Origin of the sequence: Devosia polycyclovorans (assembly GCF_042181575.1) — a bacterium.
GTDB lineage: Bacteria > Pseudomonadota > Alphaproteobacteria > Rhizobiales > Devosiaceae > Devosia > Devosia polycyclovorans.
The window spans coordinates 40001-53477 of record NZ_CP170082.1 but is presented as its reverse complement, the minus strand read 5'-3'; the positions used below and the strand labels follow the sequence as shown (position 1 = coordinate 53477).

The following is a 13477-nucleotide window of genomic DNA, read 5'->3' as shown; positions in this document are numbered from 1 at the left end:
TGGCGCCCCTTCTTTTGCCTACGCGACCAGACCTTTGGTTAGCTCCAGCGCCTGCCGCTCGAACAGCCGGCGGTAGATGCCGCCATTGAGCCGGATAAGCTGTTCATGATTGCCCTCCTCGACAATTTTGCCCTTGTCGAAGACGAGCAACCTGTCGAGCGCCCGAACCGTGGACAGACGGTGTGCAATCACCAGCGTGGTCCGGCCTTCCATCAGCCGTTCCATAGCCTGCTGGATCATCACCTCGCTCTCGCTGTCGAGACTTGAGGTCGCCTCGTCCAGGATCAGGATCGGTGCATCGGCCAGGAACGCCCTAGCAATGGCAACGCGCTGCCGCTCGCCACCCGACAGTTTCACGCCGCGCTCACCCACCAGCGTTTCATAGGCCTTGGGCAGGCCCATGATGAAGTCATGCGCATTGGCCTGTTTGGCCGCCTCGATGATTTCGCCGCGGCTGGCCCCCGGCCGGCCATAGGAGATATTCTCCGCCAGCGTGCGGTGAAACAGGATCGGCTCCTGCTGCACAATGGCGAGTTGGCCTCGCAACGAGCTTTGCTGATGCTCGGCAATGTTCTGGCCATCAATGGTGATCGCCCCGTCACTGACGTCATAGAGCCGCTGGATGAGCTTGACGAAGGTCGTCTTGCCCGAGCCCGAATGCCCCACCAGGCCCACACGTTCGCCCGGCTTTATCTCAACCGAGAAGTCGCGATAAAGCGGCGTCGGATGCGCGCCATACTGGAAGGTCACGCGGTCGAACTTGATCCCGCCCTCACCGATATTGATCGGTGTGGCGCCCGACTTGTCGTCGATGCCCAGCGGGTGGGCATAAAGGGCGACCAGTTCTTCCATGTCGTTCACCGAGCGCTGCAGATTGCGGATATGCATGCCCACATCGCGCAGATGACCCGAAAGCAGGAAGAACATGGTCAGGACGAAGGCGATGTCGCCCGGCGTCGCCTGGCCCTGCGTCCACAGCCATAGCACCAGGCCCAGAATGGCGGTTTGCATGCTGGCCATCATGACCCCTTGCACACCGCCGGCCAGCGTGCCGCGTTTCCAGGTCCGACGCGTTCGGTGGTCCCATTTGCCGATCACCTGGTGCAGCCGCTGTTCCTCGCGCGTCTCGGCGCCAAAGGCCTTGACCACATTGTTGCAGCTCACCGCGTCGGCCAGCGCCCCACCCATCCGGGTGTCCCAGGCATTGGCCAGCGTGGCCGCTGGGGCCACATAGCCGGTGGAGAGCGCCATGGTCACCCCGATGTAGATCACCGAGCCGACACCCACCAACAGACCCATGACCGGCCAGTAGGAACCCAGGATCAGCGTTGCGCCCACCAGCATGATGGTCGAGGGCAGCAGCGCCACCAGCAAGGTATCGTTCAGCAGGTCAAGCGCCCACATGCCGCGCGTGATCTTGCGCACGGTAGAACCGGCAAAGGCATTGGCGTGCCAGTCGGTCGAGAACCGCTGCACCCGGTGAAAGGCGCTGGCGGCGATCTCGCCCATCATCTTGAGCGTCAGCGCAATGATGTTGAAGAATACAAACTGGCGCAGCACCACCGAAGCCAGGTACAGCACCGACATGGTGATGAAGGCGGTCAGCGCCGCAGTCAGGGCGTCATTGCCGCCCCCGGCAATTGCGTCGACCAGCTGGCCGGCAAAAAGCGGGCTCAGGGCTTCGGCCAGGGTGGCCAGCAGCACCAGAAGGGCAATGACGGCCACGCGCCAAGGCTGACCCTGCCAATGCTTGAAAGTAAAGCCGAGCACGTTGCGAAAGGCGTCGGCACGGAAATCGAGCTTCTTTCGACTCATTTGGTGTGTCCGGTGCCGTTTTCCGGCGTCCGGTTCCTCAAAAAGGGGAATGAAAGAGCGCAGATTGGGCCTGAACGGATGACGCCCGAAGGCTGGCTCAACTGCTGGGAAATACGGAAAAACCGCGAGTGGTCAGGCCAAAAAGGCGGACCACGGGGAGCAAGGGCCTAAAGTCGGAACTTGCCCGCGAGGGGAGAATACATCACTGCTGTCATGCAACGCCTCCCCTGGTTCAAAATTGAAGCGGCGAACGTTTTGTAGCCAAACCGTTCGCCCTTGCCAATGCCATAAATGTGATCGACAGCTTTGGTGATGCAGGAACGCCACAGGGGGCAACTTATCCCCGCGCGTGCAAGCTGCGGCACAATGGCCCCACCTCCGCACAAGCTGCGCGGGCGCCACGAACGGTCGGTGCGGAGGTCCGGATGGAGATGGGGTCGCCCGTCTTCCGCCGGCGGGCCACTGAATGAACCTGTTTCACTCCGCAGGTTCCATGTCGAGCCGTTCCGGCTGCACCGGTTCGGCAACTGCCACGTCGCCAGCAGGGCGAAGACGACGCAGTCCTCATGGGCGGAGACGAGGACGCAAGTCCGCCATTCAGTCCGTCGACGAGCCTCCGGAGTCTGGGGCGAGGTTTGTCTCACCTGTTGTTTTCGCCGGACGACCGGCACCGAGGCGAAGCTCGCCCCAGACCGCAGCAATCGCAGGCGCCGCGCGCCATGCGAGGCTTCGGCACGTCTTCTTGCGCCGCGGTTTTCCCGGGGTGGCGCGGCGCGCGGCGGAACGATAGGCTCGCGCCAATCGATTCAAGAGCAAGAAGGCATCAGCCCCGTGAGCAATTCCAGTACTTCCCCCATCGATCCGGTCAAGCTCGACAAGCTCGGCGAAGTGGCCATCAAGGTCGGCCTGCAACTGGCCGAGGGTCAGGACCTCATCATCACCGCCCCGATGACCGCCGCGCCCCTGGTGCGCCGCATCACCGAACATGCCTACAAGGCCGGTGCGGGTCTGGTGACCACCATTTATTCCGACGAAGAAGCGACCCTGTCCCGCTTCCGCCATGCCAAGGATGCCAGCTTTGATCGCGCCGCCGGCTGGCTCTATGCCGGCATGGCCGAGGCCTACAAGAACAATGCGGCGCGTCTCGCCATCTCCGGCGACAACCCGATGATGCTGGCCAATGAAGACCCCGAAAAGGTCTCCCGCGCCAACCGCGCCAATTCGGCCGCCTATCGTCCGGCGCTTGAGTTGATCACCGGCTTTGCCATCAACTGGAACATCGTTTCCTACCCCACGCCCAACTGGGCCAGGCTGGTCTTCCCCAACGATCCCGAAGATGTGGCCATCGCCAAGCTGGCCGACGCCATCTTCAAGGCATCCCGCGTCGATCAGGATGATCCCATCGCCGCCTGGAAGGCGCACAATGCCAACCTTCAGGCTCGTTGGACCTGGCTCAATGGCAAGAAGTTCTCCGCGCTGAAATATACCGGTCCGGGCACTGACCTCACCGTCGGTCTCGCCGATGGCCATCGCTGGAAGGGCGGCGCCTCGGAAGCCAAGAACGGGGTCACCTGCAATCCCAATATTCCCACCGAGGAAGTCTTCACCACCCCCCACCGCCTCCGCGTCGAGGGCACCGTGTCGGCCACCAAGCCGCTCTCGCACAATGGCACGCTGATCGAGAACATCCAGGCCCGCTTTGAAGAAGGCCGCATGGTCGAGCTCAAGGCCACCAAGGGCGAGAACGTCTTCAACAAGGTCCTCGACACCGACGAGGGCGCCCGGCGCCTCGGCGAAGTGGCCCTGGTGCCGCACTCCTCGCCGATCTCGGGTTCCGGCATCCTGTTCTACAACACGCTCTACGACGAAAACGCCAGCTGCCACATCGCCATGGGTCAGTGCTATGCCGATTGCTTCGAAGGCGGCAAGGATTTGACCTCGGATCAGATTTTCGCCCAGGGCGGCAACAAGTCTCTCATCCACATCGACTGGATGATCGGCTCCGATAAGGTCGATATCGACGGCGTTCACGCCGACGGCACCACCGAGCCCGTCATGCGCAAGGGCGAATGGGCGTTCTGATTGCGCCCTAAGATCTCACCTCCCCCTTGGAAGGGGGAGGTAGCGCCGCTCGGCCCGCAGGGCCGTAGCAGAGCTTGGTGGGGGTGAGGGCTTCCTACTCCCCCTTCAACTTGAGGAATTCCTCCGCGCTCAGCACCAGCTTGCGGTCGATCTCACCGATCTCGGCCTCGTCCTTGCCCTCATAGTCCAGCCCATGCAGCACGGTGCGAATGGCGTTGAGCCTGAGGCGCTTCTTGTCATTGGCCCGGATCACCGTCCAGGGCGCGTGTTTGCTGTCGGTGCGTTCGAGCATCCGGTCGCGGGCCACCGAATACTCCTCCCACTTGGTCAGGGCCTTAAGATCGACCGGTGAGAGCTTCCAGGTCTTGAGCGGGTCATGGGCCCGGTCATGGAACCGTTTCAATTGCATTTCCCGGCCAATTGAGAGCCACAGCTTGAAGATCTTGATCCCGTCCCGGGTCAATTGCTTCTCAAAATCCGGCGCCTCTTCAAGGAAGCGCGTCGTTTCCTCCGGTGTGCAGAACCCCATCACCGGTTCGACCACCGCCCGGTTGTACCAGGAGCGGTCGAACAGCACCATTTCTCCCGCTGCCGGCAGCCAGTCGACATAGCGCTGGAAATACCATTGCGTGCGCTCCCGGTCATTGGGCTTGGGCAGCGCGGCGATGATGTTGTAGCGCGGATTGAGGTTTTCCAGGAACCTCTTGATCGTGCCGCCCTTGCCCGCAGCATCGCGCCCCTCGAAGACGATGATCGTGCGCGTGCCGGCCTTGGCCATATGCGCCTGATGCAGCACCAACTGCTTTTGCAGCTTGTAGAACTGCGTGTCATAATCATCCTTGTCGAGCTTATCCTCATACGGATAGGCACCCGATCCGAACGCCGCCTTCTTGATGGATTTGGGCAGGTCCGGGTCGTTGATATCAAAGCCGTCGATGGGATCGGTCACGCTGTCTCTCCGTTGTCACATAGACCGTGCTATGAACCCGCTTCCCGCGCAAGAGGCGGGCCCATTGCATTGATTCGACCTCCCGACATGGACGATCTGAGAACCACTCATCTGACACGCAGGCCGGCCAACGCGTTGGTGCGCCTTGCCGGACAGGTGCCGTTGCTGCTCGGCTCGGCGGGTCTGATCATCGCCTTTGTGGTGCTTGGCGGCTTGCGCATCGATCTTGCCCTGATCGGCTATCTTGTTCTTGTCGGTTTCGTCGCCATGCTGCCCCAGCCGGTTGTCACAGTCACGCGCACCATGGAAGTGCCGGTTCCGGCGCCGGTCCAGCCCGTTGTCGAGCAGGACATGCTCCCGGCCTTCGTCGAGGCCTTGGGCGATCCGGGCCTGGTGCTTGATGGCCGGGGCGCCGTGTTGCATCGCAATGGTGCAGCGGCCCGGCAATATCCCAGCCTGCAACTGGGGCGGGTCATGACACTGGTCATGCGCAATCCAGACCTGGTTGCCGCCATCGAAAGCTCGCAGCGCACGGGTGAGCCGCGCAGCTTCGAGCTGCACGAAACTGTTCCGTCGGAAACCTGGGATCGCGTGGTGGTCGCGCCGATCCGCCGTCCGGACCGTGACTGGTTTGCTGATGAGGACCGGCAACTGCTGGTGACCTTCCAGAGCCTGACCGAACTCAAGCGCGTTGACGCGCTGCGCACCGATTTTATCGCCAATGCCAGCCACGAAATGCGCACCCCGCTCGCTTCGCTGGTCGGCTTTATCGATACCCTGCTCGGACCCGCGGCCCGCGATGCGGCGGCGCGGGAGAAATTCCTGGGCATCATGCGCACGCAAGCGGAGCGCATGAGCCGGCTGATCGATGACCTCCTGAGCCTCTCGCGCATCGAAATGCACCAGCATGTGCGGCCCACCGGTACGGTGGATCTGACCGCCTTGTTGCGCGAAGTGCGCGAAGGGCTGCAGACCCAGGCCAAGGCCGCCCAGATCGATGTGATCCTGACCGTGCCCAAGGCGCCAGTCACCGTCACCGGGGATCGCGGGCAGCTCTATGAGGTGTTCGAGAACCTGATCGAGAACGCTATCAAATATGGCGCCGACGGCAAGACGGTCGAAGTTGACTTGATCGGCATCGACCGCTCGGGCCTCAAGCACCTGGTCAGCGTTACCGATCACGGTCCCGGCGTCGAGCCCGAACACGTACCGCGCATGACCGAACGCTTCTATCGCATCGACGCCGAGGCGAGCCGCAAAAAGAAGGGCACGGGCCTGGGCCTCGCCATCGTCAAGCACATCATCCAGCGCCATCGCGGCCAGATGAGCATTCGCTCCAAGCCCGGCGAAGGCCTGCGGGTGGAAATCCTGCTGCCCTGAGCCGTTCTTTTGCCCCTCTTATCCCCGTCGGCCTAGCGAGGTCGTAGAACAGAGTCGTGAGAGATCAGTGGAGCGACCGCCAATGACCAGATTGCCAGGCACACAAAAAAGGCGCCCCGCGGCGCCTTCTTCTACAGCTCTGTCAGCGCCTCAGCGCTTCTTCTTGTCGAGCTGGTGATAGGCCCGGCGCGAATGGAACTCGCAATAAGGGCCGCTTTCCAGGCTGTGCTGGCCGCAGAAATAGAAGTCCTTGGTCAGCGGATCGCCGATCGGCCACTTGCAGGTGCTTTCGCTCAACTGCAGCAGGCTAAGGCGCTTGTCCTCGGGAATGAAGAGCTCTGCTGCAGCTGGTGCCACATAGAGCTCAGTATCCATTTCCGGGCTTGCAGCCAGAGCAGTCGCGCCCATGACCTGCGGACGGGACATGGTGACGCGCGGCTTGGCGCTCATCGTGCTGGTGCTCGCAGACGAGGTGGATGATATGCGTCGCGGCGCGGATGGGCGGCTTGCCGGGCGCGAACGCGGAGCGGTGTTGGTGGGCTTGGCCCGGGCAGAAAGCTTGAGGCGATGGACCTTGCCGATCACGGCATTGCGGGTAACCCCTTCGCCCAGTTCAGCCGCAATCTGGCTGGCGCTGAGCCCTTCCATCCAAAGCTTTTTCAAAAGTTCGACGCGCTCGTCCGTCCAGCCCATCGGTTGCGCTCCTGAAACCATTGTCAAAACAGAATCCTTCATTGTGCAGCCAGAGTGGCACTGGCCGCCATATCGACTCTACAGCTCGTATGTTGAGCGGGTCCGCCACACGAGATATCGTGTCCCCAACGCCTGTGAGATTACGCTATCGGCGGAATCAGGATCAAGAGTCGGGGGCGATTTTCCCCGTTTATTCATTGGTTAAAATTACCCTAACGATCCTTGAGTCAAATCAGGCACTTGCCCGGTACGAGATTGACTTTGTGCGGCGATTTCGCCTATTTCTCGGGCCCATACGCGCGGCCGAGAGGGCGCGTTTTTGGTTTCTGTGGCAACTTTGCCACGCTCATCGCCAACCATTGTTCAGCCCAAGGGGAAATCCATCATGTCTGCGCTCTACGGCACCTATGCCCGGTCCGATCTCGCCTTCGAGCGGGGCGAGGGCATGCGCCTGTACGACCAGAATGGCCGGGAATTTCTCGATTTCCACTCCGGCATCGCGGTCAATGCGCTGGGCCACGGCGATCCACATCTGGTCGGCGCGCTCAAGGCGGCGGCAGACAAGGTCTGGCATACTTCCAATGTCTTCACCATTCCCGAGCAGGAACGGCTGGGACAGCGGCTCGTTGACGCCACGTTCGCCGACAGGGTGTTTTTCACCAATTCAGGCGCCGAGGCGCTCGAATGCGCCATCAAGACGGCCCGCCACCACTTCTTTTCCAAGGGTGAACCTGACCGCTATGAGGTGATTGCTTTCACCGGGTCCTTCCATGGCCGGACCCTGGGCACCATCGCGGCCGGCGGCAATCCGAGCTATCTCGAAGGCTTCGGCCCGCCCATGCCGGGCTTCAAGCACACCGCGCCAGGTGACCTCGATGCCGTTCGGGCCCTGGTCGGGCCGCAGACCTGCGCCATTCTGATCGAGCCTGTACAGGGCGAGGGCGGCGTCACCGCCATGAGCACGGAATTCCTGCAGGGTCTGCGCCAGATATGCGACGAGCACGGCCTTCTGCTCATCCTGGATGAAGTCCAGTGTGGCTTTGGCCGGACCGGGCGCTTCTTTGCTTTCGAATGGGCTGGCATCACGCCCGATATCGTGGCTGTCGCCAAGGCCATCGGCGGTGGCTTCCCGCTTGGTGCGTGCCTCGCCACCGAGGAAGCGGCCGCCTCTATGGTTCCTGGCACGCATGGCTCCACCTATGGCGGCAACCCGCTGGGCTGCGCCATGGGCAATGCCGTGCTTGACCGCATCCAGGGGCCGGGCTTCATGGATCACGTCGCCCAGATGGGGCAGCGTCTCGCCTGGCATTTGCAGCAGCTTGCCCAAAGATATCCCGACTACGTTCTGGAACTGCGCGGCAAGGGCCTGCTTGCTGGCATCAAGATCGCGCCTCCGGTCCGGGACTTCGTCGCCCGCCTGCGCGACGATCATCAGCTTCTCGCCATCGGCGCTGGCGACAATGTGTTGCGGCTTCTGCCCCCGCTCATCGTCACCGAAGCGGACATCGAGGACGCCATGAACCGCATCGCGGCCGCGTTCGACGCGATCGAGGCCGAAACGGCCACCACGGCGTCGGCGAGTTGATCGTCATGCTGGTATTTTATCATTTCGGACGGCGCCGAGGCGGTCCCTGATCCTTGTCCGGGGGGCTCTCGTCCCTCCGGAGCGCCTCTCGTCCATTCCAATCCAGCGTCACAAAAGGACCCCGGCCCATGACCTCGACCGGTACCCAAAGACATTTTCTCTCAATCGACGATTTTTCCTATGCCGAATTGCGCGGCATGCTCAACCAGGCCGGCGCCCTCAAGGCGCGCCTGAAGGATGGCGATCGGCCCCAGCTCCTCAAGGACAAGGTGCTGGCAATGATCTTTGACAAGCAGTCGACCCGCACGCGCGTATCCTTCGATGTCGGCATGCGCCAGCTTGGCGGCGAGACACTAATGCTCTCCGGCCAGGAAATGCAGTTGAGCCGCGAAGAAACCCTGGCCGACACTGCCCAGGTGATGAGCCGCTATGTGGACGCCATCATGATCCGCATTCTCAGCCATGCCGACTTGCTTGAGCTGGCCGAAGCCGCCACCGTTCCGGTGATCAATGGCCTGACCCGCCGTGCGCATCCCTGCCAGATCATGGCGGACCTGATGACCTTCGAGGAACACCGCGGCGACATCAAGGGCGCAAAGGTGACCTGGGTGGGTGATAGCAACAATGTGCTGCATTCCTGGGTCAATGCGGCCGAGCTGTTCGGCTGCGAGCTGACTATTTCGGTGCCGGAAGAATACAGCCCCGAAAAGGATCTCAAGGAAGATATCAAGCGGGCTGGTTCGGCCGTGCGCATGGTCGAGGATCCGCGCGAAGCCGTTGAGGGAGCTGACCTGGTCATCACCGACACCTGGGTGTCGATGGGCGACACCGATGCTGCCGAGCGGCGCCGCATCTTGAAACCCTATCAGGTCAATACCAATCTAATGGCCTTGGCGAACAAGGACGCCTTGTTCATGCACTGCCTGCCCGCCCATCGGGGCGATGAGGTGACCGATGAGGTGATTGACGGTCCCCAATCGGTGGTGTTTGACGAGGCCGAAAACCGCCTCCATGCCCAGAAAGCCGTTTTGTGCTGGGCCTTTGGCGTCGACACGAATTGACGGGCTACCGGCTCGTCTCCCGCTGAACCACGCAAATGTCACCCCCGCGCAAGCGGGGGCGTCTGTTTGAATGGATGGCGGATCCGGCAACACCTTTGTTCAAGGTCGCCGGGTAGCGCGTTTGGGCCGCAAGGCGTAGCCTTTGAAGAGACAAGACAAAGATGACCACGGAACCGACCATGACCGACAACCTGCTCGCTAGCCTGGGCCTCGATCGCCCCGAGACCGGTGATGATGCCGTGGTGCCTTTCACCCTCGATAAGCTCGATACCCGCGGCCGCGTGGTGCGTTTGGGCGCAGCACTCGATGCCATTCTCAGTCGCCACGATTATCCCTTGCCGGTTGCCCGTCTGTTGGGCGAAGCCGTGGTGCTGTCCGCCCTGATCGGCTCGTCGCTCAAATTCGAGGGCCGTTTCATCCTGCAGACCCAGACTGATGGCCCGGTCAATCTGATCGTGGTCGACTTCGATGCGCCCGACGGCATGCGCGGCTATGCCCGTTTCGACCAGGACGCTCTGGTCAAGGCGGCCGAGTCCGGCAAGACCAGCCCTGCCGATCTGCTTGGCAAGGGGCACCTCGCCATGACCATCGACCAGGGCCCGCATACCGAACGCTATCAGGGTATCGTTGCGCTGGACGGAGACTCGCTTGAGGGGGTGGCCCATACCTATTTCATGCAGTCCGAACAGATCCCCACCCAGGTGCGCCTTGCTGTTGCCCAGATGTCGACCAGAGGTGATCATCGTCCGCGCTGGCGGGCGGGCGGCATGCTGATCCAGCATCTGCCCCCCAATGGCATCTCCGCCATGGCAGACCTGCCCGGTGATGGTGATTTCGACAACCCGGACATGGTCGATCCCGATTTCGTCGAGGCGGATGGGTGGTCTGAAGCCAAGGCCTTGCTTGGCACGGTGGGGGACCTTGAGCTCTCCGATCCGGATCTGTCTCCTGAACGACTGCTGTTCCGTCTCTATCATGAAACGGGCGTGCGCGTGTTCCCGCCCCAGGACCTTGAGGAGCGCTGCACCTGTTCGGCCGACCGCATAGAAGACATGCTGGCCAACAGCTTTTCTGAAGCGGAGCGGCAGGAGATGGCGGTGGATGGCGAAATCGAAGTGGTATGTGAATTCTGTTCAACTGCTTACCGCTTCAACCCGCACCACTTCCATTAACTGAGCTAAATTGTTGTGGAGCTGGTCTTTTTCTGAATTCGCCGGCTCCATTCTACTTGCCTTCGCAAGAGAACAAGGTAAATTCCCTTACTCAAGCGGCTGTAGGGGGCTTGCCGGGATGAATGCGGATTTGATGTCCTTCATAGAGGACATCCAGCAACAAACCTCTTCGAACGCCATTATGGACATCATGAATCGCGCCATCGCCAATTATGGCTTTGAGCGGTTCATCGTTTCCGGGCTCCCCGATCCCGGCATGGATGTGCGTCCATTCGTGCTGCTTTCTGGCTGGCAGGACGAGTGGTACGAGCGCTACACCGGCTTGGGCTATGTTCATCTTGACCCAGTCGCCCGGCATTGCTTTTCCACCACGCTCCCCTTCGATTGGTCAGAGGCGCCCTATGACCGGGAGAATGACATCGCCGCCCGGCGGGTGATGGAGGAAGCACGTGAATTCGGTATGGATGAGGGCTTCTGCGTCCCGGTCCACATGGAAGGCGGCATGCAGGGGGTGGTGTCCCTCGTCGGCAACCCCGACCATCTCGACGAAAAGCAGCGCTTCGAACTGCACCTGCTCTCGCTCTATGTGCATGGCCGACTTCGCTACCTCAACGGGCCGGCCGGGCGGCCCGTCGGTCGTCGTGTGATCACACCGCGCGAGGCGGAAATTCTCAAATGGGCGGCAATGGGCAAGACCGCCGTGGAAATCGCCGAGATTACCGGGTTGACCCCGCGCACGATCAACCAGCATTGCGAAAACGCGCAAAAGCGCATGGGCACCAACAATCGCCTCCATACGGTTGTCGAGGCCATCCGGCACAAGCTGATCACGCTGTAGCACTGCCGAGCCAGGTAAAAGCAGCGTAACTTGCTGTCCGATCGGAAATTTTTGCGCGGAACTGGGATTTCTACCAATTTCGTTTCGCGTCGCCTTTGTGCCTAATAGCGCCGTCAATGCCGGATGCTTGGGGGCAGGCAGATGAAATTGCACATTGTTCGCAACCCAGCGGACCGGCAGGGACGTGACTTGCTGGAGCAGAACTACCGCCTGCGCCACAGAATATTTGTTGATCTGGCCGGCTGGGACGCCCTCCGGCGACCCGACGGTCGCGATGTCGATGAATTTGACAACGACGACGCGACCCATTTGCTGATTTCCGATTCCGGCGTCGTCATTGGCGGCTCCCGCCTGACGCCCCTGGATCGACCGAACTTGCTGCAGACTGTCTTTAACGGGTTAGTGCAAGGAGAATTCCCCGCCCATCCCTCGCTTGGGGCCGATTGGACGCGCTTTTATGTGCATCCGGATCGACGTGAGGGCCGGCGGCGCGCTCCCGAGTCTGCAGCCCTTTTCTGCGCGGTGATGGAGTATGCCCTGTTGCAGGGATATAGCTTCATCACCTTTGTATCCTCCATCTCCATGATCGAACATGGCACCGCAGTGGGCTGGCGCATTACACCATTGGGCGATCCCGTGCTCCGCGAAGGCAAGCCAATTATCGCGGCCTGGATCGACGTTTCCGAGCAGGCCCTGGACAATGTGAGACGCAGCACCGGGATGAGCCAACCGCTCATCCCGGTTTTTTCTTCCCCACCGCCCATGTGGCCCGACGGACCGCAATTGGCCTGAGCAGGGACGTACCGCATGTCTCAGGCCCTTGCCCTGATGCAAGCCATTCTCGGCCCAGGATCGAGTGAAGAGCTCGGGCGCCAAACTCTGGAGCGGGCCTTGGCTTCGGAAGTCGATCCCTTGCATTGGTGCGCTATACAGCTCGATCTTGCTCCGGCCCAGATCATGGCCCGGGCCGCGCGCTGGGCGGGGTTCGCATTCTTTGATGCCGTTCCCAGAGGTGGCAGTGCCCTTATGGAGCCAGGCCGCCTCGAGGCTCTGGGACAGGTGCGGGTTTACCGAACCAGAATTCTGGACCGGGAAGTGGCCTTCGTCTCGCCTGACTTCGCCGGTGTTCTGAGGCTGGCACGTGTCCGGGCCGACCGCCCGGAACTGTGCCACAACATCTGCCTTGTTCAAGAAAGTGCGCTCAGGACCTTCCTGGTGCAGCAGGCCGCCCCCGCCCTTATCGACGCCGCCCGGCAGAACATGGCGCGGTACTGGCCGCGCGCCGCTGCGCAGCTGGAGCTGACAGCTCCGGTCCGTGTTGCGTTTGCGCTCATTTTGGCATTGAGCACCATGGGTCTGCTGGCCACGCCGCTGCTCGGGCCCGAGCTGCTGGCGCCACTGTGGTGTGTCCTGGTCATGCTGCCGACCTTGCTGCGCCTCTTGGCCTTGTTCCAGCCGATGCGCGTCGAGCCGCCGCCGGGACGCCGGACAGAGGACGCGGATCTTCCAGTCTATTCCGTCCTGGTTCCGCTGCGGGACGAGGCGAACATGGTACCCCAACTCTGCCAAACGCTCGGCAAACTGGACTACCCTCCCGAAAAGCTGGACATCGTTTTTGCGGTGGAGAGCCGCTCACCGGCGACCATCAAGGCGCTGCAGCACCACCTGCGCGATCCACGCTACTCTCTTCGTATCGTGCCTGACGCGGCGCCCCGCACCAAACCCAAGGCCCTCGATTTTGTCCTGCCGCTTTGTCGCGGGGAATTCGTTGTGGTCTATGACGCTGAAGACCGGCCCGAGCCCGATCAACTGCGTCGAGTGGTCGAGCAGTTCCGAAGGCATCCCGAGCTCGAATGCATTCAGGCGCGGCTGGTCATCGACAACGGCCGGGAGGGTTGGCTG

Annotated in this window: 11 protein-coding genes (1 of these 11 only partly in view); 8 read left to right on the top strand and 3 right to left on the bottom strand. The window is 61.8% G+C overall.

Annotated features, from left to right (window positions below):
- Positions 1 to 18: 18 nt before the first annotated feature.
- Positions 19 to 1815, bottom strand: a complete 1797-nt coding sequence (locus ACE4RL_RS00240) for an ABC transporter ATP-binding protein (protein ID WP_375598548.1) — start codon at positions 1813 to 1815, stop codon at positions 19 to 21.
- Between the two features lie 831 nt (positions 1816 to 2646).
- Between ACE4RL_RS00240 and ACE4RL_RS00235 the strand changes: the two genes are divergently transcribed.
- Entirely contained in the window at positions 2647 to 3897 is a 1251-nt protein-coding gene (locus ACE4RL_RS00235; RefSeq protein WP_375598547.1) for an aminopeptidase, read from the top strand.
- Between the two features lie 94 nt (positions 3898 to 3991).
- Here ACE4RL_RS00235 and ppk2 read toward each other — a convergent pair whose 3' ends face one another.
- Positions 3992 to 4846 carry a polyphosphate kinase 2 gene (gene ppk2 / locus ACE4RL_RS00230; protein WP_375598546.1) on the bottom strand — a complete coding sequence of 285 codons (855 nt, stop codon included), beginning with the start codon at positions 4844 to 4846 and terminating at the stop codon, positions 3992 to 3994.
- Between the two features lie 87 nt (positions 4847 to 4933).
- On the opposite strand from ppk2, the gene ACE4RL_RS00225 reads away from it, so the two are divergent.
- A complete protein-coding gene (locus tag ACE4RL_RS00225) occupies positions 4934 to 6226 on the top strand; it encodes a sensor histidine kinase (protein WP_375598545.1) in 1293 nt (430 codons plus the stop codon).
- 150 nt (positions 6227 to 6376) lie between these two features.
- Here the strand turns inward: ACE4RL_RS00225 and ACE4RL_RS00220 are convergent, their stop codons facing one another.
- The gene (locus tag ACE4RL_RS00220) at positions 6377 to 6919 is read right to left on the bottom strand and encodes a GcrA family cell cycle regulator (protein ID WP_375598544.1); all 543 of its coding nucleotides are present in this window, start codon (positions 6917 to 6919) and stop codon (positions 6377 to 6379) included.
- A 385-nt stretch (positions 6920 to 7304) separates the two neighbouring features.
- On the opposite strand from ACE4RL_RS00220, the gene ACE4RL_RS00215 reads away from it, so the two are divergent.
- The 6 genes from ACE4RL_RS00215 to ACE4RL_RS00190 form a co-directional block, all read left to right on the top strand.
- Positions 7305 to 8504 (top strand): aspartate aminotransferase family protein, encoded by a 1200-nt coding sequence (locus ACE4RL_RS00215; protein WP_375598543.1) that lies wholly within the window; start codon positions 7305 to 7307, stop codon positions 8502 to 8504.
- Between the two features lie 128 nt (positions 8505 to 8632).
- Positions 8633 to 9565, top strand: coding sequence for an ornithine carbamoyltransferase (gene argF / locus ACE4RL_RS00210; RefSeq protein ID WP_375598542.1), 933 nt, complete (start codon positions 8633 to 8635; stop codon positions 9563 to 9565).
- Between the two features lie 179 nt (positions 9566 to 9744).
- Positions 9745 to 10737: an Hsp33 family molecular chaperone gene (locus tag ACE4RL_RS00205; protein WP_375600199.1), complete on the top strand. Its 993-nt coding sequence runs from the start codon at positions 9745 to 9747 to the stop codon at positions 10735 to 10737.
- A gap of 181 nt (positions 10738 to 10918) precedes the next feature.
- Entirely contained in the window at positions 10919 to 11575 is a 657-nt protein-coding gene (locus tag ACE4RL_RS00200) for an autoinducer binding domain-containing protein (RefSeq protein ID WP_375598541.1), read from the top strand.
- A 141-nt stretch (positions 11576 to 11716) separates the two neighbouring features.
- Positions 11717 to 12367: an acyl-homoserine-lactone synthase gene (locus ACE4RL_RS00195; RefSeq protein ID WP_375598540.1), complete on the top strand. Its 651-nt coding sequence runs from the start codon at positions 11717 to 11719 to the stop codon at positions 12365 to 12367.
- A gap of 15 nt (positions 12368 to 12382) precedes the next feature.
- A protein-coding gene (locus tag ACE4RL_RS00190; protein ID WP_375598539.1) for a glycosyltransferase family 2 protein crosses the window boundary here: on the top strand, positions 12383 to 13477 show its 5' portion. 822 nt of this gene lie beyond the right edge of the window; the window shows 1095 of its 1917 coding nt (coding positions 1-1095); its start codon is at positions 12383 to 12385; its stop codon lies off the right edge, out of view.

Coding starts and splice junctions, on each gene's coding strand:
- ACE4RL_RS00200 (WP_375598541.1), top strand. CDS start 10,919: ATGGACATCATGAATCGCGCCATCGCCAATTATGGCTTTGAGCGGTTC.
- ACE4RL_RS00225 (WP_375598545.1), top strand. CDS start 4,934: ATGGACGATCTGAGAACCACTCATCTGACACGCAGGCCGGCCAACGCG.
- ACE4RL_RS00195 (WP_375598540.1), top strand. CDS start 11,717: ATGAAATTGCACATTGTTCGCAACCCAGCGGACCGGCAGGGACGTGAC.
- ACE4RL_RS00205 (WP_375600199.1), top strand. CDS start 9,745: ATGACCGACAACCTGCTCGCTAGCCTGGGCCTCGATCGCCCCGAGACC.
- argF (WP_375598542.1), top strand. CDS start 8,633: ATGACCTCGACCGGTACCCAAAGACATTTTCTCTCAATCGACGATTTT.
- ACE4RL_RS00240 (WP_375598548.1), bottom strand. CDS start 1,815: ATGAGTCGAAAGAAGCTCGATTTCCGTGCCGACGCCTTTCGCAACGTG.
- ACE4RL_RS00220 (WP_375598544.1), bottom strand. CDS start 6,919: ATGGGCTGGACGGACGAGCGCGTCGAACTTTTGAAAAAGCTTTGGATG.
- ACE4RL_RS00215 (WP_375598543.1), top strand. CDS start 7,305: ATGTCTGCGCTCTACGGCACCTATGCCCGGTCCGATCTCGCCTTCGAG.